Genomic DNA, 25,925 nt, shown 5'->3' with positions numbered 1-25,925 from the left:
TCGGGGCCCCTCCCCGGGTGTCTTTCGCATGGAGGCCGTCCGCGTCCCGCGGGGGTGCGGGCGGCCCGGCCTCGGCGCCGGGCGCGCCCGGGCGGCGCACGGAAGCGGGCGAGCGCGAAGGGGCCGGTCGAAGCTCTCGGAGCACGCCCGGCGTACGCTGGGGCACGGGGATCCGGCCGGCCGGCCGGGAACCCGGGCGCGGCAGGTGGGGAAGCCCGCCGGGCCGCCGTCCGACGGAAAGCGGCGCACAGCCGCCGGGCCGGCCCAACCCGCGCCGCGTCCGCCGTGGTTGCGGTAACGGCCCGTCAACACCCGTACACGGGTGTGCAATCCTCCGGCCGGGATACACGAGTGTCGTCGCGGGACGATAGGGTTAACCTGCCCGGGCCGGGTGCCCTCGTACGGGTGGGGAGTGACATGGAACAGATAACGATGCGCAGCAGGCCGCGTGTGCCTGCCATCACATGCGGGAGCGGTGCGACCAGTTCGCGCCTCGACCGCCATCTCGCAGTGCTGGGCGGCCCCGCCGTCCCGCAGCGGGAGTCCGCGGAGGCGACGCTGCTGATGCTCGAGCTCACCTCGCGCGACGCGGCGCACACCCGCAGGAGTAGGAGCGCGCGCGTCTCGCTCTTCGCCCCGCTGCGGCGACTGCGGCGTTCGCTCTTCGGCAGCCGCCGCTGACCGACGGCTGTCACGAACGGTCCGGCCCCCCGCTCGGGGCCGCGTCCACGATCACTCCGTCCCGGCGCAGTGCTGCTGTCTGCCCGTCCGTCATCCCCAGGGCCCGCAGCGTTGCGTCGGTGTGTTCCCCCAGCGCCGGTACGGCACCCATCGGCGCCGGCGCTCCGCCCGGCAGCGTGATCGGGGGAATCAGGGCCCGCAGCGCGCCGACAGGCGTGTCCACCTCCCGCCACCGGTCCCGCGCCGCCAGCTGAGGATGGGCGGCCACGTCCGCGACACCGTTCAGCCGGGCGCAGGCGATACCCGCCGCGTCCAGCCTCGCCAGCGCCTCCTCGCACGCCAGCCCCGCGAGGACGCCGCCCACGACCGCGTCCGTCCGCTCCCGGTTCGCCGTCCGCGCGGTGTTCGTCGCGAAGTCCGGATCGTCGGCCAGACCGGGCCGCTCCAGCACCTGCTCGGCGAGCCTGCGCCACTCCCGGTCGTTCTGCACGGAGAGCAGCAGTCGCTCGCCGTCGGCGGTGGTGTACGCGTCGTACGGTGCGATCACCGCATGCGCGAGCCCCGTGCGGGCCGGGGCCGGTCCACCGTGCATCCCGTGGTGCAGGGGATGGCCCATCCACTCGGCCAGCGAGTCCAGCATGGAGACCTCCACCGGGCCCCCGCGTCCGGTCGTGGCGCGCCTCAGCAGGGCGGCGAGCACACCGGAGAACGCGTACATGCCCGCCGCGATGTCCGCGGCGGGCACCCCCGCCTTGACGGGACGCTCCGGCGTCCCGGTCACGGACACCAGCCCCGCCTCGCACTGGACGAGCATGTCGTAGGCCCGTCGGTGCGCGTACGGCCCCCCGGCGCCGTAGCCGGAGACGTCGACCGCCACCAGCCGGGGGTGAGCGGCGCACAGCGAGGCCGCGTCCAGGCCGAGCCGAGCGGCCGCCCCCTGCGCCAGGTTCTGCACGAACACGTCGGCGCGGGCGATCAGCCGGAGCACGACGTCCAGGCCGCGCGGGTCCTTGAGGTCGACGGCGACGGACTCCTTGCCCCGGTTGCACCAGACGAAGTGGGAGGCGAGCCCGCGCGCCGCCGTGTCGTAACCGCGCGCGAAGTCGCCGCCGTCCGGACGCTCGATCTTGATGACGCGCGCGCCGAGGTCCGCGAGCTGACGGGTCGCGAAGGGGGCGGCGACGGCCTGCTCGACGGCCACCACGGTGATGCCGTCCAGGGGGAGTGGCTGTGTGCTGCTCATGGGCAGCGTGCTTACCCTGCGCGCGGCGGTCCTGTCACCCCGGCCACGCGGACGCCGGGCCGGCTTCCCCTCACAGCAGGGCGAACTGGCCCTCGGGACCCTCTTCCCGGTGACCCAGGACGGACGCGGGCCGGCGGGACGCGGCGGGGACGGGAACGATCCCGGCCGCGCGCAGTCCGTCCCGGGTGAGGCCGGCCAGCCCCGCGATGCGCTGCCGCAGCGACTCCTGCCGGGGCCGCGCCTCGGCGAGCAGTGCCAGCACGGTGATCAGTTCCAGCAGTTCCGACGTGCGCTCCCGCGGCCATTCGCGCGGGCCGAGCGCGGCCAGCCCCTCGGACCCCGGCCGCGCGGCGCGGCGCTCGAACCAGAGGTCCAGCACGCGTACTCCGTTGACGCGGTAGTCCCAAGCCCCGGCGGGCACGGGTGAGATACGCCCGTCGCCGACGGCGAGCGTCCCGTCCCCGGCGTCGTACGCCAGGGCGTCCGGCAGGGCCGGTACCGCGGCGCGTACGTACGGCCGCCGTCCGCCCGGCAGCCGGGGCCGTTCCCCGCCGCGCGCCCCGCGCAGGTGCACCCGCAGCAGTTCCCGGCCGAGCTCCACGCCCTCGGCCCACAGAGCGGCCTCGGCGGGCAGCGGGACGAGCGGCCCGGCGGGTGACGGCGTCGCCGTGGCGAGCGTCCAGGCCAGCACGCACTCCGCGGTGACCCGGGTCCCGTAGCGGGCCTCCAGCAGGGCGGCCAGACCCGGCGTCAGATTGGGCTCCGAGCCGCCGGGCCTCCGGTAGAGGGGGCGTATCCGCCCGGGGCGCCCCGCGGGGGAGTGCCCGTCGGGCAGCAGGGCGGTCGCGGACAGCGCGGGCCCGGTGTCCTGGGGGACGTAACCGTGCTCCACGGCGAAGAGCTGATGCGCGTCGGCGACGCGCCACAGTTCGGGGCGGGCGGCGTCGATCAGGCGGTGGTCGGGGATCATCCACTGCTCGTCGAAGGGGCCGTGCAGGACGCGCACGGGTTCCGGACAGGGCCCGGGCTCCCTGGCGAACGCCCGCGTGCCGGTGTGCCGGCCCGGCAGCGCAGCCGCCGGCGTGTGCGGGGTACGGGACCGGGTGGACCCGAACAACTCCTCCTGCTCGGCACCTTCGGCCCCCGCAAGGAGATCCCACCGGGCCCGGAGCGAGGCCGCGTCCGGGGCCGTCACCCAGGGGCGCCCCGTGCGCAGGGGCCGCACCGACCAGGGCATGAGGTCGTCCAGCAACGGGGGCCCGTCGCCCCCGCCGGTATCGACGGCCACCCGTGCTGCCACCGTGTCGTCCTTCCCCGTGACCCCGTGCCGCCCCTTCGCGGTGGCCCCTTCCCGCCGCCCCCGGCATCGTAACGACCGGCGGCCACGGGCCGTCAGTGCGCGTCGACCGTCACGGAGAAGGAGAAGCGGTCGCCCCGGTAGCGGATGCGCGCCACGTCCACCACGGTGCCCTCCTCGTCGTACGTCACGCCCGTGTAGTGCAGGATCGGGCTGAGCAGCGGCACCTGCAGCAGCTCCGCCGTCTCGGGGTCGGCGAGGCGGGCCTCGACGGTGTCGGTGATCCGGGAGATCCGCACGCCGACGGCGTCGCGCAGGACCTTGGTCATCGGCCACCGTTCGAGATCCGCCACGTCGAGCCCCGCCGCGATCTCGGGCCGTACCGCGTTCTCCGCCCAGTTGGTGGGCTCACCGGTGACGTCGTCGCAGCGCAGCCGCCGGTAGCTCGCCACCTCAGCGCAGCCGGGGAAGAACTCGGCCAGGTCACCGGGCACGGGCGTCCGGCCGTGGCCGAGCACGGTCGTGCGCTCGCCCGACTGCTGCGCGACGATCGCGTCGATGGAACCCATCAGCTGGACCGGCGAGACCCGCCGGGCGCGCGGCTCGATGAACGTGCCGCGCCGCCGGTGCCTGCTGATGAGCCCCTCGCTCTCCAGCTCCTTGAGGGCCTGGCGCATCGTGAGAACGCTGACCCCGTAGTGCACCGCCAGCTGTTCCTCGGTGGGCAGCCGGGTCGAGGCGTCCTGAGGGCGCCCCAGTATGGACGCCCTCAGGGACTGCGAGACCTGGTACCAGAGGGGCAGCTTCCGGTTCAGCACCAGGGAGTCGGGGGCGAAGCCGGGGGTACGAGGCAGTTCGTTGACCTGATTCATCCGGTTCACCTGGGCTCTCTGCGCGGTCGCCGGCCGTCGGATCACGGCCGGAAGTTGCTGCTCAGACCCTGCCACACGTCGTCGTACCCACGCTGAAGGTGTCCAGCTCCGGCGGCCTGCGCGGTCGCCGTGACCGGCCAGCGCGTCTCGAACATGAACGCCAGGCCGTCGTCGATCCGCTGCGGCTTCAGCTCCGCCGCGCTCGCCCGGTCGAAGGTCTCACGGTCCGGGCCGTGCGCAGACATCATGTTGTGCAGCGATCCGCCGCCCGGCACGAACCCGCCCGCCTTGGCGTCGTACGCACCCTCGATGAGGCCCATGTACTCGCTCATCACGTTGCGGTGGAAGTACGGCGGCCGGAAGGTGTCCTCACCGACGAGCCAGCGCGGGGCGAACACCACGAAGTCGACGCCGGCCAGCCCGGGGGTGTCGGACGGCGAGGTCAGCACGGTGAAGATGGACGGGTCGGGGTGGTCGTAGCTGATGGTGCCGATGACGTTGAAGCGCCGCAGGTCGTAGACGTACGGCGTGTGGTTGCCGTGCCAGGCGACGACGTCGAGGGGCGAGTGGCCGTACGTCGCCGACCAGAGGTTGCCGCAGAACTTGTTGACCACCTCGACCGGGCCCTCGCGGTCCTCGAACGCGGCGAGCGGCGCCAGGAAGTCGCGTGTGTTCGCCAGGCCGTTGGCGCCGATGGGGCCGAGGTCGGGCAGGACGAACGGCTGCCCGTAGTTCTCGCAGACGTACCCCCGCGCGGCGGGGTCCAGCAGTTCGACGCGGAAGCGGACGCCGCGCGGGATCAGCGCCACGTGGCCCGGCTCGGCGCGCAGCAGGCCCAGTTCGGTGCGCAGCAGCAGCCCGCCCCGCTCGGGGACGATCAGGAGCTCCCCGTCGGAGTCGCTGAACACCCGGTCGGTCATGGAGGCGTTCGCGCTGTACAGGTGGACGGCCATGCCGGAGCGCTGCGCGGCGTCGCCGTTGCCGCCCAGCGTCCACAGTCCGGCGAGGAAGTCCGTGCCGGGCGCCGGGTCGGGCAGCGGGTCCCACCGCAGCCGGTTGGGGTCGGGGACCGTCTCGGTGAAGGGGGCGGTGCGCAGGGCGCCGTTGTCGACGCGGGTGAACGCGGGATGCGCGGCCGAGGGGCGGATCCGGTAGAGCCAGGAACGGCGGTTGCGGGCCCGGGGTTCGGTGAAGGCCGATCCGCTGAGCTGCTCCGCGTACAGTCCGAGGGGCGCGCGCTGCGGGGAGTTCTGGCCGTGTGGCAGGGCTCCCGGCACGGCCTCCGAGCTGTGCTCGTTGCCGAACCCGGAGGTGTAGCCGAGGCCGTCCGCCGTCTTTCTCGCCTGCTCGATGCCGCTCACCATGCGCTCCCGTGGGTAAGGGACCGCGTGGATCCCCCCGGAGGATCCCCTGACGAAGAATCCTATGGATCACCGTAGGAATCGAAAGGCCGCCCGTCAACGGCATACCGGCATCATGGGGACCGTGTCCCGTGCTCATTCGAACCTCCGACGCGTCCCCGTGCAGCAGCGCAGCGCCGACCGTCTCGCCCGGATCCTCGACGCCGGCGCCGAACTCCTCGACGTCGGCGGCTACGAGCAGCTGTCCACCCGGGCCGTCGCCGACCGCGCCGGGGTGCCCATCGGCTCCGTCTACCGCTTCTTCCCCAACAAGAGAGCACTCGTCGACGCCCTGGCCGAACGCAATCTCCAGGTCTACGCCGAACGCGTCACCGGCAGACTCGCGGAGATCCCGCAGCGGGAGTGGCGCGCGGCCATCGACGCGGTGCTCGACGAGTACCTGGCGATGAAGCGCTCCGTGCCCGGATTCGCCCTGGTGGACTTCGGGCTCCCCGCGCCCGTCACCGGTCCGCTCGACGACGTGAACCGGCTCGTGGCGGCCCGCCTCGCGGAACTGCTCTCCGGGCACCTCGGGCGGGGGTGCGAGGGTGCCGCCGACGACCCCGGACTGCTCCGCACGGTCCTGGTCTGCGTGCAGGCCGCCGACGCGCTGCTCCAGCTCGCCTTCCGGGCCGACCCGGAGGGCGACCCGGACCTGATAGGGGAGACCCGGGTCCTGCTCCAGGCCTACCTCGCCGGAGTGCTCGGCTGAGGGCGGTCCGGCGGGCCCGTCCGCGGGCTGCCGCCGTCCAGGGGCAGCCCGCGCGGCAGCGGCGGCGGCCCTCGACCGGTGGTGCGGGAGCCTTGGCGCAGGGGCGGCCCGGCCGGCCCCCGTAACCGGTGGTGCGAACACCTCGCCACCATCCGTACCGGTCGGTATGCTCGGTCCCGCCGGGAACCCGCGCCCGCCGTGCGCGCCGTGGGACGCCGGACGACGCCCGCGTGCCACCGCCGCCGCCCCGGGGAGGGCCCATGTCCCACGAATCCCGCACCGCCCTGCGTGTCTGCCCGCTCTGCGAAGCCACCTGCGGACTCACCCTCACCATCGAGGGGACGACCGTCACCGGGGCCCGAGGTGACCGGGACGACGTCTTCAGCCAGGGCTTCATCTGCCCCAAGGGCGCGTCCTTCGGCGGCCTCGACGCGGACCCCGACCGGCTGCGCGCCCCGCTCGTCCGCACGGACGGCGTCCTGCGCGAGGCGACCTGGCACGAGGCCTTCGACCTCATCGCCGAGAAGATCCCCGCCCTGGTCGAGGAGCACGGCAAGCAGGCGGTCGGGGTCTTCCTCGGCAACCCCAACGTCCACACGATGGCGGGCGCGCTCTATCCGCCGCTGCTGCTCGCCGCGCTCGGCACCCGCAACGTGTTCACCGCGAGCACCCTGGACCAGATGCCCAAACACGTCTCCAGCGGACTGCTCTTCGGCGACGCCCAGGCCATCCCCGTACCCGACCTCGACCGCACCGCGCACCTGCTGCTGATCGGCGCCAACCCCCTGGAGTCCAACGGCAGCCTGTGCACGGCCGCCGACTTCCCCGGCAAGCTCAAGGCGCTGCGCAGGCGCGGCGGCACCCTCACCGTCATCGACCCCCGCCGCACCCGCACCGCCCGGCTGGCCGACCGGCACGCCGCCATCCGGCCCGGCACCGACGCCCTCCTGCTCGCCGCGCTCACCCAGGTCCTCCTGGAGGAGAAGCTGGCCGACCCGGGAGCACTCGCGGGACACCTCGACGGCTACGACGAACTCGCCGAGGCCATCGCCGACTTCACCCCCGAGGCGGTTTCCGGGGCGTGCGACCTGGAACCGGACACCATCCGTGCCATCGCCCGCGAACTCGCCGCGGCCCCCGCCGCCGCCGTCTACGGGCGCATCGGCAGCTGCACCGTGGAACACGGGACGCTGGCCAGCTGGCTCGTCGACGTACTCAACATCCTCACCGGCAACCTCGACCGGCCGGGCGGCGCGCTCTTCCCGCTCTCCGCCACCGGACGCGCGCCCCGCGCCGCCGCCCCCGGCAAGGGCTTCGCCCTCGGGCGCTGGAGGAGCCGGGTCTCGGGACACCCCGAGGCCAAGGGCGAACTCCCCGTCGCCGCGCTGGCCGAGGAGATCGAGACCCCGGGGGAGGGGCGGATCCGGGCCCTGATCGTCATCGCCGGCAACCCGGTGCTGTCCGCACCCGACGGCGACCGGCTGGACCGGGCGATCACCGACGGCGTCGACTTCATGGTCAGCGTCGACCCGTACCTCAACGAAACCGCGCGCCACGCCGACGTCGTGCTGCCCCCGCCGCCGCCCTCGCAGAGCGCCCACTTCGACTTCGCGTTCAACTCCCTCGCCGTGCGCAACCAGGTCCGCTACAGCCGCCCGGCCGTCCCCCTGGAGGAGGACCGGATGGCCGAGAGCGAGATCCTCGCCCGGCTGGTCCTCGCCGTCGGCGGCATGCACGGGGCGCCCCCCGAGGCCGTCGACGACCTCGCCGTGTCCACCGCGCTCGCGAGGGCCGGAGCCCCCGAGTCCCTGGCGGCGGACCTGACCGGCACCACGGGCGCCGAGCGGCGCCTCGACCTGATGCTGCGCCTCGGCCCCTACGCCCTGACGCTGGAACAGGTCCTCGCCCAGCCGCACGGCATCGACCTCGGCCCGCTGAAGCCGCGCGTCCCCGAGGTGCTCAGGACCCGCAGCGGCCGCATCGAACTCTTCCCGGCACCGATCGCCGCCGACCTGCCCCGACTGCGCGCGTCGCTCGGTGCGCGGCCCGACGGGCTCGTCCTGGTCGGCCGGCGCCACCTGCGGTCCAACAACAGCTGGATGCACAACGTCGCAGCCCTGCAAGGGGGTTCGAACATCTGCACCCTGCAGATCCACCCCGAGGACGCGGCCCGGATCGGGCTCGCCGACGGCGACACCGTCCGGATCGCCGCGGCCGGCGGGGAGGTCGAGGCCCCCGCCGAGATCACCGACTCGGTCCGGACCGGGGTCGTGAGCCTTCCGCACGGCTGGGGCCACAGCCGCCCGGGCACGCGCATGGCGGTCGCGGGAGCGCGGCCCGGTGTCAACGTGAACCAGCTCCTGGACGGCACGCTGCTGGACCCCTTGTCCGGCACCTCGGTGCTCAACGCCGTCCCGGTCTCCGTCACACCACGTCGCTGACCTGGGGTTCTGCTCATATTGCTCACGCGCCGACATCTTGTCGACGCCGTTTCGGGGCCCCTAACGTCATCCGGACCGCCGGCACCGGCGGGAGTTCGATGGTGAACGTGAGGCAGCCCCTATGTTGACAATCCTCGGCTTCGCCATGATCGCGACCTTCCTGGTCCTGATCATGACGAAGAAGATGTCGCCGATCGCGGCGCTCGTCCTGATCCCCGCCCTGTTCTGCGTGGCCGTCGGGCAGGGCGCGAAGCTCGGTGACTACGTCATCGACGGGGTCGGCACCCTCGCGCCGACCGCGGCGATGCTGATGTTCGCCATCGTCTACTTCGGCGTGATGATCGACGTCGGCCTGTTCGACCCCGTCGTGCGCGCCATCCTGCGCTTCTGCAAGGCGGACCCGATGCGGATCGTCGTCGGTACGGCGCTGCTGGCCGCCGTCGTCTCGCTGGACGGCGACGGGTCCACCACCTTCATGATCACGGTCTCGGCGATGTACCCGCTCTACAAGCGGCTGAAGATGAGCCTGGTCGTGATGACCGGCGTCGCCGCAACCGCGAACGGGGTCATGAACACCCTGCCCTGGGGCGGCCCCACCGCCCGGGCGGCCACCGCGCTCAAGGTGGACGCCGCCGACATCTTCGTCCCCATGATCCCGGCCCTCGCCGTCGGCCTCCTCGCCGTCGTCCTGCTGGCCTGCGTGCTCGGCCGCCGCGAACGCAGGCGGCTCGGCACCCTCAGCCTCGACGAGGTGCGCGTCGGTGAGCCCGAGACCGTCCTCGCCGGTGCCGGTGCCGGTGACCGGCTCACGAAGAGCGGTACCGTCCCCGAGCGCGCCGGGGGCACGGGAGGCACCGGTGACGCCCCGGGCACCGACGGCGGCACACGGGGTGCGGACGGCGCCGAAGGCGGCCCCGGGCACGAGGAGTTCCAGGGCCTCGACCCCCGCAGGCCCACCCTGCGGCCCAGGCTCTACTGGTTCAACGCGGGTCTCACGGTGGCCCTGCTGACCGCGATGATCATGGAGCTCATGCCGATCCCGGTGCTCTTCCTCCTCGGTGCGGCTCTCGCCCTCACGGTCAACTTCCCGCACATGCCCGACCAGCGGGCACGGATCGCCGCGCACGCCGACAACGTCCTCAACGTCTCCGGCATGGTCTTCGCCGCGGCCGTCTTCACCGGCGTGCTCACCGGCACCGGCATGGTCGACCACATGGCGGACTGGCTCGTGGGCGCGATCCCCGAGGCGATGGGCCCGCACATGGCCCTCGTCACCGGCCTGCTGAGCCTTCCGCTCACCTACTTCATGTCGAACGACGGCTTCTACTTCGGGGTCCTGCCCGTGCTCGCCGAGGCCGGCGCCTCCCACGGCGTCTCCTCCCTGGAGATCGCCCGCGCGTCCATCGTGGGGCAGCCGCTGCACATGTCGTCCCCCCTCGTCCCCGCCGTCTTCGTCCTGGTCGGCATGGCCAGGGTCGAGTTCGGCGACCACACCCGCTTCACCGTCAAATGGGCCGTGCTGACCTCGCTCGTCGTCCTCGGCGCGGGAATCCTCTTCGGAATCATCTGATGCCCGGCGAACCACGGCCCGGCAGGGGATGGCTGCTCCGCCTCGTCATCGCCTTCGCCTTCGCGCAGGGGGCGGTGTCGATGGCGCGGCCCGCCGTCTCCTACCGGGCCCTCTCGCTCGGCGCCGACGAACGCGCCGTCGGCGTCATCGCCGGTGTGTACGCGCTGCTGCCGCTCTTCGCCGCCGTACCCATCGGGCGGCGGACCGACCACGGCCGCTGCGCACCCCTGCTGCCCCTCGGCGTCGTCCTGATCGGCGGCGGCTGCGCCCTCAGCGGCACCTCGGGCTCGCTCCCGGCCCTGGCCGCCTGGAGCGGCGTAATGGGCCTCGGTCACCTCTGCTTCGTCATCGGCGCCCAGTCGCTCGTCGCCCGGCAGTCGGCTCCGGCCGAACAGGACCGCAATTTCGGTCACTTCACCATCGGCGCCTCCCTGGGGCAGCTCATCGGGCCGATCGCGGCCGGCTACATGATCTCCGAGCGGGACGGGGCCATGGCCCGCACGAGCACCCTCGCGCTGCTCGTCTCGGCGGCCGTGGCCGCGGTCTCCTTCACCTCGCTCTGGCGCATCGAGCATGCGCGGTCCGCCCTTTCGCCCCCGCGCGCGACCGTGAAGGTGCCGGTCGGCGGCATCCTGCGGAGCAGGGGGGTCCCGGCCGGCATCTTCATCAGCCTCGCCGTGCTGAGCACCACTGACATCCTCACCGCCTACCTGCCGGTCGTCGGCGAGGACCGCGGGATCGCGCCCGCCGCCGTGGGCCTGCTCCTCAGTCTGCGGGCCGCCGCGACCATCGCCTGCAGACTGGTCATGACGCCGATGCTGCGCCTGGTCGGCCGCGCCGTCCTGCTCTCCGCGACCTGCCTGGCCGGCGGACTCCTCTGCGCCGCCGTCGCGCTGCCCGTCCCCGTGTGGGCGCTCGCCGTCATGCTCGGCGCCCTGGGCTTCTGCCTCGGCGTCGGCCAGCCGCTGTCCATGACCACGGTCGTCCAGGCGGCTCCCGCGGCGGCCCGTTCCACCGCGCTCGCGCTCCGGCTGACCGGCAACCGGCTGGGCCAGGTCGCCGCCCCCGCGTCGGCCGGACTGATGGCCGGACTCGCGGGCACCGGCGCGCCGTTCGTGATGCTGGGTGCCCTGCTCGTCGCGGCCGCGGGACTCGGTCTGCGCAGTGGCGGGGCCGGGAACCCGCCCGGCCCCGTGGCGCCCGCCCCGGGCGAGCGCGCCCGGGCCGGGCGGAACCCCGGCTGACGCCCTGACCGCCGTCCACATCCGTGGCGGCGCGGCGCGCAGGTCCCGGGACGTCCGCTGCGGGCCGTGCGACGGTGGGCCCGTCGCACGTGACCTGTGTCTCCGGCCGTTCCCTGGCGCCGAAAAACTAACAGCGCTAGTTTGGGGCCGGGACGGCATCCGTCCGTATGACGCACGGCTTCGGCGGCAGGCACAGCGAGCCCGGGAGGGGCAGCCATGAAGGCGCATGACGGGATGTACATCGGCGGGGAGTGGCGGCCCGCCGCAGGAGGGGACACGATCGCGGTCGTGAACCCGGCGGACGAGCAGGTCGTCGGACACGTCCCGGCGGGCACCGCCGAGGACGTCGACGCCGCGGTACGCGCCGCCCGCGCTGCTTTCCCCGGCTGGGCCGCCACCCCGCCCGCCGAGCGCGCCGCCCGGCTCACGGCCCTGCGGGACGCGCTCGCGGCCCGCACCGACGAGATCGCCGAGACCGTCACCTCCGAACTCGGCTCACCGCTTCCGCTCTCCCGGGCGGTGCACGCGGGCGTACCGGTGCTCGTGGCGGGTTCGTACGCCGAACTGGCCGCCTCCCACGCCTTCGAGGAGAAGCTGGGAAACTCCACCGTCCTGCTGGAGCCCGTAGGCGTCGTCGGCGCGATCACACCCTGGAACTACCCGCTGCACCAGATCGTCGCCAAGGTGGCCCCCGCGCTCGCCGCCGGCTGCACCGTCGTCCTGAAGCCCGCCGAGGACACCCCGCTCACGGCGCAGCTCTTCGCCGAGGTGACCCAGGAGGCCGGCCTGCCCGCCGGTGTCTTCAACCTGGTCACCGGGACCGGAGCCGTCGCGGGCCAGGCTCTCGCCGGACACGAGGGCGTCGACCTCGTGTCGTTCACCGGGTCCACCGCGGTCGGCAGGCAGATCGGAGCCACCGCGGGAGCCGCCGTGAAGCGCGTCGCCCTGGAGCTCGGAGGCAAGTCCGCCAACGTGATCCTGCCGGGCGCCGACCTCGCCAAGGCCGTCAACGTGGGCGTCGCCAACGTGATGTCCAACTCCGGGCAGACGTGCAGCGCCTGGACCCGGATGCTGGTCGACGCCGAGCGTTACGAGGAGGCCGTGGCACTCGCAGCGGCGGCCGTCGCCAAGTACGTCCCCGGTGAGCGCGTCGGCCCCGTCGTCAACGCCACGCAGCAGGCCAGGGTGCGGGGTTACATCGAGAAGGGCATCGAGGAGGGGGCCCGCCTGGTCGCGGGAGGCCCCGAGGCGCCCAGGGAGCGGGGCTACTACGTCAGTCCCACCGTCTTCGCCGACGTCACCCCGGACATGGTCATCGCGCAGGAGGAGATCTTCGGCCCGGTGCTCTCCATCCTGCGGTACGAGGACGTGGACGACGCCCTGCGGATCGCCAACGACACCGTGTACGGGCTGGCCGGGGCCGTCTGGGCGGCCGACGACGACGAGGCCGTGGCCTTCGCCCGGCGCATGGACACCGGGCAGGTCGACATCAACGGCGGACGCTTCAACCCCCTCGCCCCCTTCGGCGGGTACAAGCAGTCGGGTGTGGGACGCGAACTGGGCCCGCACGGCCTCTCCGAGTACCTCCAGACCAAGTCCCTCCAGTTCTGAGTCCCACGCCGATCCGCCGAGGAGTCCATTCGTGGTCCGCGCCGCCGTACTGCCCGCCGTCGGTTCTCCCCTGGAGATCACCGACATCGAACTCCCGGAGCCCGGCCCCGGCCAGGTGAGCGTCCGGCTCACCGCCGCCGGGGTCTGCCACTCCGACCTCTCCCTGTCCAACGGCACCATGCGGCTGCCGGTCCCCGCGGTCCTGGGCCACGAGGGCGCCGGTACGGTGCTCGCCGTCGGCGAGGGTGTCACCCACGTCGCCGCGGGGGACCCCGTGGTCCTCAACTGGGCGCCGTCCTGCGGGGTGTGCTTCCACTGCGGGATCGGTGAGGTCTGGCTCTGCGCCGACGCGCTGAAGGGCGCGGCCCGCGTCCACGCCCGTACGGCCGACGGAACCGAGCTGCACCCGGGGCTCAACGTCGCCGCGTTCGCCCAGGAGACGGTCGTCGCCGGGAACTGCGTGCTGCCCGCCCCCGCCGGTATCCCGCTCGACGACGCCGCCCTGCTCGGCTGCGCCGTCCTGACCGGATACGGAGCGGTGCACCACTCCGCCCGGGTGCGCGAGGGCGAGAGCGTCGTCGTCTTCGGGATCGGCGGCGTGGGCCTCGCGGTCCTCCAGGCGGCCCGGATCGCCGGGGCGTCCAGGATCATCGCCGTCGACGTGTCACCGGAGAAGGAGGAACTGGCCCGCCGGGCCGGCGCCACCGACTACGTCGTCGCCTCCGACACCACCCCCCGCGCCGTACGCAAGCTCACCGGCGGCCAGGGCGCGGACGTGGCCGTGGAATGCGTCGGACGGCCCGCCACGATCCGGGGGGCCTGGGAGTCGACCCGCAGGGGTGGCCGGACCACGGTCGTCGGCATCGGCGGCAAGGACCAGACGGTCTCGTTCAACGCCCTGGAGATCTTCCACTGGGGCCGCTCGCTGACGGGCTGCGTCTACGGCGACAGCGTCCCCGAGCGCGACCTGCCGGTGCTGGCCGAGCACATCCGCGCGGGCCGGTTCGACCTCTCGATGATGGTCACCGAGCGGATCGCGCTCGAGGACATTCCGGCGGCCTTCGACAACATGGTCGCGGGCAAGGGCGGGCGCGCGCTGGTGGTCTTCTAGCCGGACATGGGGAGGGGCGGGGAGCGGTCGCTCCCCGCCCCTCCCCGCCGGTCGCGGGAGCGGTCCCGCCGGCCGCAGCCCGCCGTCAGCCGCGCGCCGAGCCGACGACCTCGTTCAGCGGCCGGCGCGGCGAGGCCGGGGGCTGCGTCGTCGCGTAGCCCATGCGCAGCACCATCTGCGGACAGCCGTAGTGCGCGGCACCGTCGGACACCTCGGGGCGCAGTTCCGCGTCCTCCAGGGGCTGGTTCGCGAACGAGGCCGCGATGCCGTGTCCGGTGGCCTCCAGCAGGAGCCTCTGCAGCCCCTGGCCCGCGGTGATCCAGGCCGCGGGGTCGTCGTCCGCCGTCTCCAGGACGGCCAGGTCGGGGTGCGGCTCGAAGGACGCGCTCGCGCGCCCGGGGAGGGCGAGGCCCTCGGCCATGTCCCGTACGGGCGGGTCGTCGGGGAGTTCGCGCCGGGGCACGGGGCCGAGGTTCCCGGCGGGGATCGCCGGCGTGTCCGTCCTGGACGAGAGCCGGGCGTCGCGGTCGTCCCGGACCGCCTCGTCCTCGGTCCAGGTCGCGCGGCGTATCGACGTCAGCATCCGCTGGTACTCGGGTTCCGCGTCCAGGAGCCGCAGGGTCGCCCCCTCCCGCCGTGCGGCGTCGTGCAGTCGGGCGAGCACGCCGGCGGGGATCGCCTCGGGCCGGAAGGGGTAACGGTTCGTGCGGCGGCTGCCCACCCAGCGGTACAGCCCGTCCAGCGCCGGGTCGGGTTTCCCGCCGGTGAGGGCGACCCGGGCGACGAGCAGCGGGTCCGCCGCATCGGGCAGCACCGAGACCTCGGAACCGTGGCCCAGGCGCGCGAGGGCGACCCGTGCGTTGAACACCGCCGCCCCGCACGACAGACGCACGTCCCGCGCCGCCGACGCCGTAGGCATGGAGGCCCGGTCCGGGTCCGCGCGCACCTCGAACGCCCCGTCGGCGAAGACGAAGGACCACGGCTGGGTGTTGAACACCGACGGTGCGGCAGCGGCGGCGGCTGCCACGACAAGCTGTTCCGACGTGTTGAGCATGGCGTGGACGGTGTGCTGCATCTCTCGGGGACTCCCTGGGGTTCGGTCGTGCGGGAGGGCGGCCGCCCGCATGGAATGTGACGTACATCCCAGAGTGCGGTGTCGGCGCGGCAGGCGTGAGGGACCTCGGTCACCTGTCGGAAGGACTTACGTCCCATCCGTCCGGTCCGCGGGTCCGGTCCGCCGCCACCTGCTCGGCCGTGGTCCTCACGGCCGGTCCGCCGCCACCTGCTCCGCCTCCGCGGCCGGGGCTTTCACCGCCACCTCCCGGCCGCCGGACGTGCCGCCCCGCCGCCCACGGGTCCGTGAGACCGCCACCCCTGCCAGGCACAGCAGCCCGCCCCCGACGGTGAGCAGCGCGGGCACCTCGTCGAGCAGGACCCACGACATCAGCACCACCAGGGCGGGTACCGCGTAGGTGGTCGCGCCCATCCGGCCCGCGGTGGTCCTCGCCAGTGCGTACGCCCACGTCGTGAAGGCCAGCGCGGTGGGGAACACGCCGAGGTAGACCATGTTCAGGGTGGCCGACAACGGGGCGTGCGCCGCCTCGGAGGCGAGCACGCCGCTGAACGGCAGGCAGGCGGCCGTACCGATCAGGCAGCCGAACGTGGTGATCTGCAAAGGCGATCCGTGCCGCAGCGCGGGCTTCTGGATGACCACCCCGCCCGCGTACGACAGCGCGGCCAGCAGGCACAGGAGCACTCCCAGCACCGAGGAACCGCCGTGGCCCGACATCGACAGGCCGACGACGACGGCCCCCGCGAACGAGACGCCCATGCCCGCCAGGAGCCGGCGCGGCAGGCTCTCCCCGAGGAGCCTGGCGCCCAGCAGGGCCATCAGGATCGGCCCGATGTTCACGATCATGGCCGCCGTACCGGCGTCGACCTGCTGCTCACCCCAGTTGAGCACCACCATGTAAAGCCCGAACCACAGCAGTCCGGATCCGATGATGCCGGGCCATGCCGCCCGCGACGGCAGACCCTCGCGGCGCAGCAGGAGGATCGCGCCGAGGGTCAGCGAGCCGGCGAGCAGCCGGCCCAGGGCGAGCGCCCCGGGGGAGTACGCCTCGCCGGCGCTGCGGATGGAGACGAAGGCGGAGGCCCAGAGGAGCACCGTGGTGCAGGCGGCGGCCGGGGCGCGCCAGTCGCGTCCGGGTGAGGAGGTCACAGGTGGTGGTGTCGACGTCATGACGACGACCGTAGGGCCGTCGGGCTCCGGCGCCCACCGAATTGCCGGGGAGCGTCAAACGACGCCGTTCCGGGGCCGGGGTGCCGGGCCCCGTGCTTCCCGCCCCGGGCGAGCCGCCCACGCGGCCCGGTCGTTCCGTACGGCGTCGAGGGTGCGTCAGGAACCGTTGGGCGACGGCCGGACCGCACGGCCGGCCGCCGCCTGCTCGTACTGCAGTTCCAGGCCGTCGAGCAGGGCGCGCAACCCGGTCTCGAACGCGCCCTCGTCGACCTGCTGACGGCGGTCGGCCAGCAGGTGGGCCTGGCCGAGGTGGGGGTAGTCGGCGGGGTCGTACGCGGTCTCGTCGTCGACGAATCCGCGCGCGAAGGAGCCGAGCGCCGAGCCGGTGATGAAGTAGCGCATCAGCGCGCCGATGTAGGTGGCCTGCGCGGGCGGCCAGCCGGCCCGGACCATGGCGCCGAAGACCGCGTCGGCGACCCGCAGGCCGGCCGGGCGGCGGCCCGGGCCCTGGGCGAGCACCGGGACGATGTGCGGGTGCGCGGCGAGCGCGGCCCGGTAGGAGACGGCCCAGTCGTGCAGGGCGGCGGGCCAGTCGCGCGGGTCGGACTCCACGAACATCGACAGGTCGACCTGGGCCGAGACGGCGTCGGCGACCGCGTCGAGGATCTCGTCCTTGTTCCGGAAGTGGTTGTAGAGCGAGGGCCCGCTGACCCCGAGTTCCGCGGCGAGGCGCCGGGTCGAGACCGCGCCGAGCCCTTCGGCGTCCACGAGCGCGCCCGCCGCCTCGACGATGAGGTCTCTGTTCAGGAGGGGCTTGCGCGGTCGGGCCATGCGGCACATAGTAGGGCCAGCCAATCAAAAACTAGCAGTGCTAATTAAAAGTGGGGTGCCGCAGGATGAACCTGGAGCTGAGCGAGGAGCAGGAAGCCGTCCGGCGGCTCGCCGAGGACTTCGTCGCACGGGAGATCACCCCGCACGTCGTCGAGTGGGACCGTGCCGAGAGTGTCGACAAGTCGATCGTGAAGAAGCTCGGCGCCCTGGGCTTCCTGGGACTGACCGTTCCCGAGGAGTACGGCGGCTCCGGCGGAGACCACCTCGCGTACTGCCTGGTCACCGAAGAGCTCGGGCGCGGGGACTCGTCCGTGCGCGGCATCGTGTCCGTGTCGCTCGGGCTCGTCGCCAAGACGATCGCGTCCTGGGGGAGCGAGGAGCAGAAGCGGCAGTGGCTGCCACGGCTCACCTCGGGCGATGCCGTGGGCTGCTTCGGTCTCACCGAACCGGGCACGGGGTCCGACGCGGGCAACCTCACCGCCCGCGCCGTGCGCGACGGCGACGAGTACGTCGTCGACGGCGGCAAGATGTTCATCACCAACGGCACCTGGGCCGACGTGGTCCTGCTCTTCGCCCGCACCGGTGACGTCCCGGGGCACCGGGGGATCTCCGCGTTCCTGGTGCCAGCCGACTCCCCGGGCCTGACCCGGCACACGGTGCACGGCAAACTCGGGCTGCGCGGCCAGGCCACCGCCGAACTGGTGCTCGAAGGCGTCCGCGTCCCCGCCTCGGCCATGCTGGGCCCCGAGGGGAAGGGCTTCTCCGTCGCCATGTCCGCCCTGGCCAAGGGGCGGATGTCGGTCGCGGCCGGCTGCGTCGGGATCGCCCAGGCGGCACTGGACGCGGCGGTGCGCTACGCGGGCGAGCGCGAGCAGTTCGGCAAGCCCATCGCGAGCTACCAGCTGGTCCAGGAGCTCATCAGCGACATCTCCGTGGACGTCGACGCCGCCCGCATGCTGACCTGGCGCGTGGCCGACCTCGTCGACCGGGGGCAGGACTTCGCCACCGCGGCGTCGACGGCCAAGCTCTTCGCCTCCGAGGCCGCGGTGCGCGCCGCCAACAACGCCCTCCAGGTCTTCGGGGGCTACGGCTACATCGACGAGTACCCCGTCGGCAAGCTGGTCAGGGACGCCCGCGTGATGACCCTGTACGAGGGCACCAGTCAGATCCAGAAGCTCATCATCGGCCGCGCCCTGACGGGCGTCTCCGCCTTCTGAGCACGGCCGCGCCCGGACCCGGCCCCGCCATCCGTTGAGTACCCACTGAGTACGCCGACGGATGCCGGGGTCGGGCGGCGCGGCGGATGCTGTGCCACATGAGTGAGACAACATCGGTCAAGCAGCAGAACACCGCCGCCTTCTACGGCCAGGCCGTCCTCTCCTTCGGCGTGGCGGCGGGAGCCGTGGCCCTCGGCATCTTCTTCCTCGACGCCGGCGCCTGGGTGCGGGCCTTCCTCGCCATCGGCGTCCTCTACCTCGTCACCTCGTGCTTCACCCTCGCCAAGGTCATCAGGGACCGGCAGGAGGCGGGCCGGATCGTCAGCAGGGTCGACCAGGCCCGGCTGGAGAAGATCCTCGCCGAGCACGATCCCTTCCAGAAGCTCTGACGATCTCCGCCCCCGGCGATCTAAGCGCTTGCTCAGGTTCGCGGTATGGTGTGCGTCCTGCCAGCGGAAAGGGACACGTGGCGATGAGCACGGCGGAGGAGACCGACGGCGAGAACACGCCGTGGAGCGAGGTCACGCCCGAGGCGGCCAGGCGGCTGCTCGTCGCGGCCGTCGAGGCGTTCGCCGAGCGTGGCTACCACGCGACCACCACCCGGGACATCGCAGGCCGCGCGGGAATGAGCCCGGCCGCTCTCTACATCCACTACAAGACGAAGGAAGAGCTGCTCCACCGGATCAGCCGGATCGGCCACGACCGGGCGCTGCTCCTCCTGGAGACGGCCGCCGGCAGTGGCGGCACCGCGTCCGAGCGGCTCGCCGACGCGGTGCGCTCCTTCGTCAGCTGGCACGCCGAACGGCACACCACGGCACGCGTCGTGCAGTACGAACTGGAGGCCCTGGCCGAGGAGCACCGTACGGAGATCGTCGCCCTGCGCCGCAGGACCGACGCCGTGGTGCGCCGCATCATCGGTGAGGGTGTGGCGGCCGGCGAGTTCGACGTCCCGGACGTGCCGGGCACCACGCTGGCCGTGCTCTCGCTCTGCATCGACGTCGCTCGCTGGTTCAACGCGCAGGGCAGCCGGACTCCCGAGGAGGTCGGCACGCTCTACGCGGACCTGGTCCTGCGGATGGTGGGCGCGCAGAAGTGACGCCGGGCCGTGGGCCCGGCGCCTCCCCCGCTCGTGAGTACTGCTCGCAAGCAGTGCTCAGAAGTAGTAGCGCGACACGGACTCCGCGACACAGGCGGGCTTGTCGCCGCCCTCGCGTTCGATGGTGACGAGCGCGGTCACCTGGACGCCGCCGCCCGCCTCCTCGACGCTCTTGAGCACCGCCGTGGCGCGCAGCCGCGAACCGACGGGGACGGTCGAGGGGAAGCGGACCTTGTTGGTCCCGTAGTTGATGCCCATCTTCGCGCCCTCGACCTGGAGGATCTGCGGGACGAGCACCGGCAGCAGCGACAGCGTGAGGTAACCGTGCGCGATCGTCGTGCCGAAGGGGCCGGCCGCGGCGCGTTCCGGGTCGACGTGGATCCACTGGTGGTCGCCCGTGGCCTCCGCGAACTGGTCGATCCGCTTCTGCTCGATCTCCAGCCAGTCGCTGTGACCGAGTTCCTGGCCCACTCCGTCCCGCAGCTCCTGAGCGGACGTGAAGATCTTCGGCTCTGCCATGTTCGTGGTCCCTGCCTTCCGGCTGTCTGTCGCCATGTCCGGGCAATGTCTAAGCGCTTGCTCAGCATGGTTGGGCCACGCTTCCCTGTCAACGACGAACCGGCCGGGTTCCGCGAGTGAGGGGCGGGCGGGGGCGCGCGGCCACTAGCGTGGGGGGAGTGCCACAGATCCCGCAGACCTACCACGAACTCACCGTCGGCCAGCTCTCCGCCCGTAGCGGTGCCGCGGTGTCCGCCCTGCACTTCTACGAGTCCAAGGGCCTGATCAGCAGCACCCGGACCAGCGGCAACCAGCGGCGTTACACCAGGGACGCGCTGCGCCGGGTGGCGTTCGTCCGCGCTGCCCAGCGGGTCGGAATCCCGCTGGCCACCATCAGGGACGCGCTGACCGAACTGCCTGAGGGGCGCACGCCGAACCGCGAGGACTGGGCGCGGCTCTCCCGGGCGTGGCGCTCGGAGCTCGACGAGCGCATCGAGCAACTGGGGCGGCTGCGCGACCACCTCACCGACTGCATCGGCTGCGGATGCCTGTCATTGGAGACCTGTGTGCTGTCCAACCCCGACGACGTGTTCGGCGACCGGATGACCGGATCGCGCCTCATGCCGGAAAGGGGCGCGGCGAAGCGCCCCTGAGCGCGCCGGGCTCCGTCCGGCGTGCTCGGCGGGCGTACGCGACGGCCCCGCGTGGGGCTGGCCGCGTGCCCGCACCTCGGGTCGCGCAGGTCTCCGGGAGGGCACTCAGGCCGCCGACGCTGCCAGGTTCCTGGTCCGGACCCCCCGGGCCCTGGCCAGCGCGCCCGGCGTCAGGACGGGCCGGGGGACCACGATCCCGCACCGCGTGCAGACCGGACCGGCCCCGGGTTCGCGGTCCAGGTCCTGCCGCCAGACGATTCCGGTCCCGGTGCAGACCGGACACGCCGTGCCGGGCTCGGTGCCGAGGGCCGAGATCAGCCGTCCCAGGACCACGGCCAGCGGCGCGCTCGGATGGACCTCCGGATCGTCGCAGTGCGCGATCCCGTATCCGCCCCAGGTCCTGCGGTGCCAGTCGTCGAACGTGCCGGGCCTGCGCAGCCCGTCGTGCTTCTCACGGCGCCGCCGCTCGGCGAAGCCCGTCTCGTACACGAGCCAGACGGCCCGCGCCTCCTCCAGTTCCTCCAGCGCGTGGATCAGTCGCGCCGGGTCGGGGGCCCGGTCCTCGGGCCCGATCCCGTGCCGGGCGCACAGGTGATCCCAGGTCGCCCGATGACCGTACGGGGCGAATCTCTCCAGGCATTTGCGCAGCGAGTACCGCCGCAAAGCCAGATCGCCCCGCGGGTCGCGGACCTGTCTCGCAAGACTCCGGAAACCGGCCATGGCACTGCCACCTCCGTCGCTCGTACTTCGGCGTCAAGGGATGGACGTACGACTGCCCGATTCGGCTCCATCGAAAGGTGAAATGCGTCCACGGATCGAGACGGGCCGTGTGAGACCGTGCACAGGCGTGTGGCGATTCGGAAAAAGTGACTGATGTTCATCTTACCGGCGGGGCGTACCGCCAGTAACCTCCGGCGCATCGGCCACCCGGAGGAGCACGCATGCCCCCACGCACCCGCACGCTCACAGCCGCGGCAATCGCGGCCGTTCTCGCTCTCGGCACGTCCCTGCTCGCCTCGGCGCCCGTCGCCGGAGCGGCACAACCGGAACCCCTCGCCGTCACCGACCACTGCGCGAGCCAGTGCGCGGACATCCTGCCGCCCGGCGAGAACGGCAACGCGACCCTCGTCGAGATCCTCGGCAACAAGGCGTTCGGCACCCATCCCGCGCACAGCGACGACCAGCTCGACCGCTACAACGGCCTGGTCGCGGGCCACACCGGCCTCACCGACCAGAAGCTGACCGAATTCTTCAACGACGCCTCCTTCGGCGTCGCCGCGAACCAGGTGGAATCCGTCACCTCGCCGCGTGCGGACGTCACCATCACCCGCGACAAGAAGAGCGGTGTGCCGCACATCAAGGGCACCACCCGCTACGGCACCGAGTTCGGCGCGGGGTTCGCCGCCGGACAGGACCGGCTGTGGCTGATGGACCTCTTCCGGCACATCGGGCGCGGCGAGCTGACCTCGTTCGCCGGCGGAGCCCTGGGCAACCAGGGCCTCGAGCAGCAGTTCTGGCCGCAGGCCCCGTACACCGAGGCGGATCTCGAAGCCCAGGTCGAGCGCATCAGGACCACGGAGGGCCCGCTCGGTGAGCAGGCGATGGCCGACGCGCAGGCCTACGTCGACGGGATCAACGCCTACCGGGTCAAGTCGAAGAACGGCCGCTACTTCCCCGGTGAGTACGTCCTCACCGGCAAGATCGACTCGATCACGAACGTGGGCGAGATCCAGCCGTTCAAACTGACCGACCTGATCTCGATCGCCTCCGTGGTCGGCGGGCAGTTCGGCGGGGGAGGGGGCGGTGAGGTGCAGGCCGCGCTCTCGCTGCTCGCGGCCCAGCAGAAGTACGGCGTCGAGGAGGGCACCCGGGTCTGGGAGTCCTTCCGCCAGCGCAACGACCCCGAAGCCGTCCTCACCGTCCACGACGGCACCTCGTTCCCGTACGCGGGCAAGCCCGACAACGCCCGCGGCACCGCGCTGCCCGACCCGGGCTCCGTCACCCCCGAACCGCTCATATACGACCGCACCGGCTCGGCGGGCAGCAATCGGAAGGCGCCCGTCGACGCGCCGGCCGCGCTGAAACCGGCGCAGGGACTGTTCGACGACGGCGTGATCCCCGAGGGGGCGCTCCCGGGATCCGGCGACGGCGCGCAGAAACGGGGTATGTCCAACGCCCTCCTGGTGTCCGGAAAGCACACCGCGAGCGGCAACCCGATCGCCGTCATGGGTCCGCAGACCGGCTACTTCGCCCCGCAGCTGATGATGCTCCAGGAGCTCCAGGGCCCGGGCATCAGCGCCCGTGGCGTCTCCTTCGCCGGTGTCGGCATGTACATCCAGATGGGCCGCGGCCAGGACTACGCCTGGAGCGCCACCTCCGCCGCCCAGGACATCACCGACACCTACGCCGTCGAACTCTGCGAGCCCGACGGCTCCACGCCCACCAAGAACTCCACGCACTACCGCTTCCGGGGTGCCTGCGCGGCGATGGAGAAGCTCGAACGCAGCAACTCCTGGAAGCCCACCGTCGCCGACTCCACCGCCAAGGGCTCCTACCGGATGCAGGTGTGGCGCACCGACTACGGCATCGTCACCCACCGCGCCACGGTCGGCGGCAAGCCCGTCGCCTACACCTCGCTGCGCACCACCTACCGTCACGAGGCCGACTCGATCATCGGGTTCCAGCTGCTCAACGACCCGGCGTACGTGACGGACGCGGCCTCCTTCCAGCGGGCGGCGAGCCATATCGACTACGCCTTCAACTGGTTCTACGCGGACTCCCGCACCGCGGCGTACTACAACAGCGGTATGAACCCGGTGCGCGCGGCCGGCGTCGACGCCGCCCTGCCGGTCAAGGCCGAGCAGGCGTACGAGTGGCGGGGCTACGACCCGGCGGCCAACACCACCGACTACACCCCGTTCGCCGAGCACCCGCAGTCCAGCGGCCAGGACTACTACATCTCGTGGAACAACCGGCAGGCCAAGGACTACTCCACGGCGGCGTTCGGATTCGGCGCCGTGCACCGGGGCGACCTCCTCGACGACCGGGTGTCCGCACTGGTCGAGGCCGGCGGAGTGACCCGTGCCTCCCTCACCCGCGCAATGGCGGAGGCCGCGCTCACCGACCTGCGCGGCGAGCAGCTGCTGCCCGAACTGCTGAAGGTGCTGCGCTCCCAGCCGGTCACCGACCCGGCGGTCAACACGGCGGTGCAGCAGCTGGACTCGTGGAGGGCCGCCGGCGCCCAGCGCAAGGAGACCAGCCCCGGCTCGCACACGTACACGCACGCCGACGCGGTGCGGATCATGGACGCGTGGTGGCCGAAGCTGATCGAGGCGGAGTTCCGTCCCGGGCTGGGTGACGGCCTCTACAGCGCGCTCACCGCGAGCCTGGCCACGGACGAGTCCCCGGCCGCGAGCCACGGCCCGAGCGGTGCGCACAACGGCTCCGCGTTCCAGTACGGCTGGTGGGGCTTCGCGGACAAGGACCTGCGCCAGGTCCTCGGGCAGACCGTCAAGGGGCCGCTGGCGAAGACGTACTGCGGTGGCGGCGACCTCGCCGCCTGCCGTACCGCGCTGCTCGGCACCCTGAAGGACGCGGCGGCCGTGCCCGCGACCACCGTCTACCCGGGTGACGACAGCTGCAAGGCCGGTGAGCAGTGGTGCACCGACTCGATCGTCCACCGTCCGCTGGGCGGGATCTCGCAGAAGTCGATCCACTGGCAGAACCGGCCGACGTACCAGCAGGTCGTGGAGTTCCCCTCGCACCGCTGACACCGCGGAGCAGGGGTCCCGGCTCACCGGACGGGCCCGAGGGCCCGCCCGGTGAGCCGGGGACTCGCGCACGCGCGAGTCCCCGGGGCGGACTCAGCGGTAGAGCAGGTAGCCCTTGCGTGTCGCGCGGAACCCGGCCAGGTCGGCCTGCCACGCACCCACCACCTCGTCGGTGCCGGCCCCCGCGTCGATCATCGTGCGCACCCGGGTGTTGCCCGAGAGCCGGTCGATCGCGTTGTCGGGCCGCCAGCCGAAGCCGCTCCAGGTCCGCTTCGCCGTGACCAGCAGCGCGATCCCGGTGCGTACCGGGTCGAAGACCTCCCGGTCCTGGACGTGCACCTGGACCCCGCCCACCGTCTTCCCCTGGAACTTGGAGAACGTCGGCGTGAAGTAGGCCTCGCGGAACGCCACCCCGGGCAGATCCAGCGCGTTCGCGGCGGCCGCCCAGCGGTGGTCGACGCCTTCCGCGCCCAGCAGCTCGAAGGGCCGAGTCGTGCCCCGGCCCTCGGAGAGGAGCGTGCCCTCGAACAGACACGTACCCGAGTAGACCAGCGCCGTCTCCGGGGTCGGCATGTTGGGGCTCGGCGGGACCCACGGCAGACCCGTCGCGTCGAAGAAGTCGCCGCGCCGCCAGCCCGACATCTTCACGACGTCCAGCTCCACGGGGCGGTCCGCCAGGAACTCGGAGTTGAAGAGCAGTGCCAGCTCCGCGACCGTCATGCCGTGCGCCTGGGAGATCTCCCGGCGGCCCACGAACGAGGCGAAGGCCCGGTCGAGCACGGGCCCCAGGGCGGCGCGGCCGGTGACCGGGTTCGGCCGGTCCAGCACGACGAACCGCTTGCCGGCGAGCGCCGCCGCCTCCATGCAGTCGTACAGCGTCCAGATGTACGTGTAGAAGCGGGCCCCCGCGTCCTGGATGTCGAACACCACGGTGTCGACCCCGGAGGCCGTGAAGATGTCGGCGAGGGCCTGCCCGCTCTTCAGATACGTGTCGTAGACCGGGAGCCCGGTCGCGGGGTCGTCGTAGCGCCCCTCGGAGCCGCCCGCCTGTGCCGTCCCGCGGAAGCCGTGCTCGGGTCCGAAGACCGCGGTCAGGTTCACCCGGTCGTCGGGATGCATCACGTCGACGATGTGCCGGACGTCCGAGGTGATCCCGGTGGGGTTCGTGACGATGCCGACCTTCTCCCCGGCCAGCACCCGGTAGCCGTCGGAGGCCAGCCGGTCGAAGCCGGTGCGGACACCACCGTGTCCGGCTCCGTGCCCCCGGCCCGCCGCCGCGGCCGTCCCTGGCCCGGCGGCGGTGGCCGCGAGGGCCCCGATCGCTCCGCCGACGGCCAGCACACCACGCCTGGACAGGGTCATTCCGCTACCTCCATGATCGCGACGACTGCCATGGTCACGCACGCTAGCGCGGGTGTGGTCTACACGGAACGCCT

22 protein-coding genes are annotated in these 25,925 nt (G+C 72.8%); 12 read left to right on the top strand and 10 right to left on the bottom strand.

All coding sequences use genetic code 11. The annotated features are described in order from the left end of the window. Positions 1-417 precede the first annotated feature (417 nt). On the top strand, positions 418-681 hold the full coding sequence (locus tag OHT61_RS06605; protein ID WP_078598324.1) for a hypothetical protein: 264 nt from the start codon (positions 418-420) through the stop codon (positions 679-681). A 10-nt stretch (positions 682-691) separates the two neighbouring features. Here the strand turns inward: OHT61_RS06605 and OHT61_RS06600 are convergent, their stop codons facing one another. The 4 genes from OHT61_RS06600 to hmgA form a co-directional block, all read right to left on the bottom strand. Then, complete coding sequence (locus tag OHT61_RS06600) at positions 692-1,924, bottom strand: CaiB/BaiF CoA transferase family protein (RefSeq protein ID WP_329035887.1); 1,233 nt, start codon at positions 1,922-1,924, stop codon at positions 692-694. Between the two features lie 70 nt (positions 1,925-1,994). After that, complete coding sequence (locus OHT61_RS06595) at positions 1,995-3,224, bottom strand: type ISP restriction/modification enzyme (RefSeq protein ID WP_329035885.1); 1,230 nt, start codon at positions 3,222-3,224, stop codon at positions 1,995-1,997. A 92-nt stretch (positions 3,225-3,316) separates the two neighbouring features. After that, on the bottom strand, positions 3,317-4,093 hold the full coding sequence (locus OHT61_RS06590) for a GntR family transcriptional regulator (protein WP_329035884.1): 777 nt from the start codon (positions 4,091-4,093) through the stop codon (positions 3,317-3,319). 41 nt (positions 4,094-4,134) lie between these two features. Then, complete coding sequence (hmgA, locus tag OHT61_RS06585; RefSeq protein ID WP_329043121.1) at positions 4,135-5,454, bottom strand: homogentisate 1,2-dioxygenase; 1,320 nt, start codon at positions 5,452-5,454, stop codon at positions 4,135-4,137. A 115-nt stretch (positions 5,455-5,569) separates the two neighbouring features. On the opposite strand from hmgA, the gene OHT61_RS06580 reads away from it, so the two are divergent. From OHT61_RS06580 to OHT61_RS06555, 6 genes are all read left to right on the top strand, one after another. Continuing rightward, entirely contained in the window at positions 5,570-6,205 is a 636-nt protein-coding gene (locus tag OHT61_RS06580; protein WP_329035883.1) for a TetR/AcrR family transcriptional regulator, read from the top strand. Between the two features lie 260 nt (positions 6,206-6,465). Then, complete coding sequence (locus OHT61_RS06575) at positions 6,466-8,646, top strand: molybdopterin oxidoreductase family protein (protein ID WP_329035882.1); 2,181 nt, start codon at positions 6,466-6,468, stop codon at positions 8,644-8,646. Positions 8,647-8,767: 121 nt separating this feature from the next. Further along, positions 8,768-10,216 carry a CitMHS family transporter gene (locus OHT61_RS06570; RefSeq protein WP_329035881.1) on the top strand — a complete coding sequence of 483 codons (1,449 nt, stop codon included), beginning with the start codon at positions 8,768-8,770 and terminating at the stop codon, positions 10,214-10,216. Beyond that, a complete protein-coding gene (locus OHT61_RS06565) occupies positions 10,216-11,460 on the top strand; it encodes an MFS transporter (protein ID WP_329035879.1) in 1,245 nt (414 codons plus the stop codon). Before OHT61_RS06570 ends, OHT61_RS06565 begins: the two co-directional genes overlap by 1 nt. 216 nt (positions 11,461-11,676) lie before the next feature. Next, a complete protein-coding gene (locus OHT61_RS06560; RefSeq protein ID WP_329035877.1) occupies positions 11,677-13,071 on the top strand; it encodes an aldehyde dehydrogenase family protein in 1,395 nt (464 codons plus the stop codon). Between the two features lie 31 nt (positions 13,072-13,102). Next, the gene (locus OHT61_RS06555) at positions 13,103-14,182 is read left to right on the top strand and encodes a Zn-dependent alcohol dehydrogenase (RefSeq protein WP_329035874.1); all 1,080 of its coding nucleotides are present in this window, start codon (positions 13,103-13,105) and stop codon (positions 14,180-14,182) included. Positions 14,183-14,267: 85 nt separating this feature from the next. Here the strand turns inward: OHT61_RS06555 and OHT61_RS06550 are convergent, their stop codons facing one another. From OHT61_RS06550 to OHT61_RS06540, 3 genes are all read right to left on the bottom strand, one after another. Continuing rightward, complete coding sequence (locus OHT61_RS06550; RefSeq protein ID WP_329035872.1) at positions 14,268-15,257, bottom strand: Acg family FMN-binding oxidoreductase; 990 nt, start codon at positions 15,255-15,257, stop codon at positions 14,268-14,270. 186 nt (positions 15,258-15,443) lie between these two features. Then, positions 15,444-16,424: a DMT family transporter gene (locus tag OHT61_RS06545; protein WP_329035871.1), complete on the bottom strand. Its 981-nt coding sequence runs from the start codon at positions 16,422-16,424 to the stop codon at positions 15,444-15,446. A gap of 156 nt (positions 16,425-16,580) precedes the next feature. Continuing rightward, positions 16,581-17,255 carry a TetR/AcrR family transcriptional regulator gene (locus OHT61_RS06540; RefSeq protein ID WP_329035869.1) on the bottom strand — a complete coding sequence of 225 codons (675 nt, stop codon included), beginning with the start codon at positions 17,253-17,255 and terminating at the stop codon, positions 16,581-16,583. Positions 17,256-17,320: 65 nt separating this feature from the next. Here OHT61_RS06540 and OHT61_RS06535 point away from each other — a divergent pair, with 65 nt between their 5' ends. The 3 genes from OHT61_RS06535 (at position 17,321) to OHT61_RS06525 (ending at position 19,568) form a co-directional block, all read left to right on the top strand. Next, positions 17,321-18,472, top strand: coding sequence for an acyl-CoA dehydrogenase family protein (locus OHT61_RS06535; RefSeq protein WP_329035867.1), 1,152 nt, complete (start codon positions 17,321-17,323; stop codon positions 18,470-18,472). Between the two features lie 98 nt (positions 18,473-18,570). Continuing rightward, entirely contained in the window at positions 18,571-18,861 is a 291-nt protein-coding gene (locus OHT61_RS06530) for a YiaA/YiaB family inner membrane protein (protein ID WP_329035865.1), read from the top strand. 83 nt (positions 18,862-18,944) lie between these two features. Next, entirely contained in the window at positions 18,945-19,568 is a 624-nt protein-coding gene (locus OHT61_RS06525) for a TetR/AcrR family transcriptional regulator (protein ID WP_329035863.1), read from the top strand. A 57-nt stretch (positions 19,569-19,625) separates the two neighbouring features. Here the strand turns inward: OHT61_RS06525 and OHT61_RS06520 are convergent, their stop codons facing one another. Next, on the bottom strand, positions 19,626-20,087 hold the full coding sequence (locus tag OHT61_RS06520) for a MaoC family dehydratase (RefSeq protein WP_329035861.1): 462 nt from the start codon (positions 20,085-20,087) through the stop codon (positions 19,626-19,628). 158 nt (positions 20,088-20,245) lie between these two features. Between OHT61_RS06520 and soxR the strand changes: the two genes are divergently transcribed. Further along, on the top strand, positions 20,246-20,719 hold the full coding sequence (soxR, locus tag OHT61_RS06515) for a redox-sensitive transcriptional activator SoxR (protein ID WP_329035860.1): 474 nt from the start codon (positions 20,246-20,248) through the stop codon (positions 20,717-20,719). A 105-nt stretch (positions 20,720-20,824) separates the two neighbouring features. On the opposite strand, the gene OHT61_RS06510 is transcribed toward soxR, so the two are convergent. Then, positions 20,825-21,439: a hypothetical protein gene (locus tag OHT61_RS06510; protein ID WP_329035858.1), complete on the bottom strand. Its 615-nt coding sequence runs from the start codon at positions 21,437-21,439 to the stop codon at positions 20,825-20,827. A gap of 221 nt (positions 21,440-21,660) precedes the next feature. On the opposite strand from OHT61_RS06510, the gene OHT61_RS06505 reads away from it, so the two are divergent. Next, positions 21,661-24,489: a penicillin acylase family protein gene (locus OHT61_RS06505; RefSeq protein ID WP_329035855.1), complete on the top strand. Its 2,829-nt coding sequence runs from the start codon at positions 21,661-21,663 to the stop codon at positions 24,487-24,489. A 93-nt stretch (positions 24,490-24,582) separates the two neighbouring features. Here OHT61_RS06505 and OHT61_RS06500 read toward each other — a convergent pair whose 3' ends face one another. Then, entirely contained in the window at positions 24,583-25,851 is a 1,269-nt protein-coding gene (locus OHT61_RS06500; protein WP_329035854.1) for an exo-beta-N-acetylmuramidase NamZ family protein, read from the bottom strand. Positions 25,852-25,925 lie beyond the last annotated feature (74 nt).

Origin of the sequence: Streptomyces sp. NBC_00178 (genome assembly GCF_036206005.1) — a bacterium.
In the GTDB taxonomy this organism is placed as follows: Bacteria; Actinomycetota; Actinomycetes; order Streptomycetales; family Streptomycetaceae; genus Streptomyces.
The sequence above is the reverse complement of the archived record's forward strand: the minus strand, read 5'-3'. Positions and strand labels throughout refer to the sequence as shown.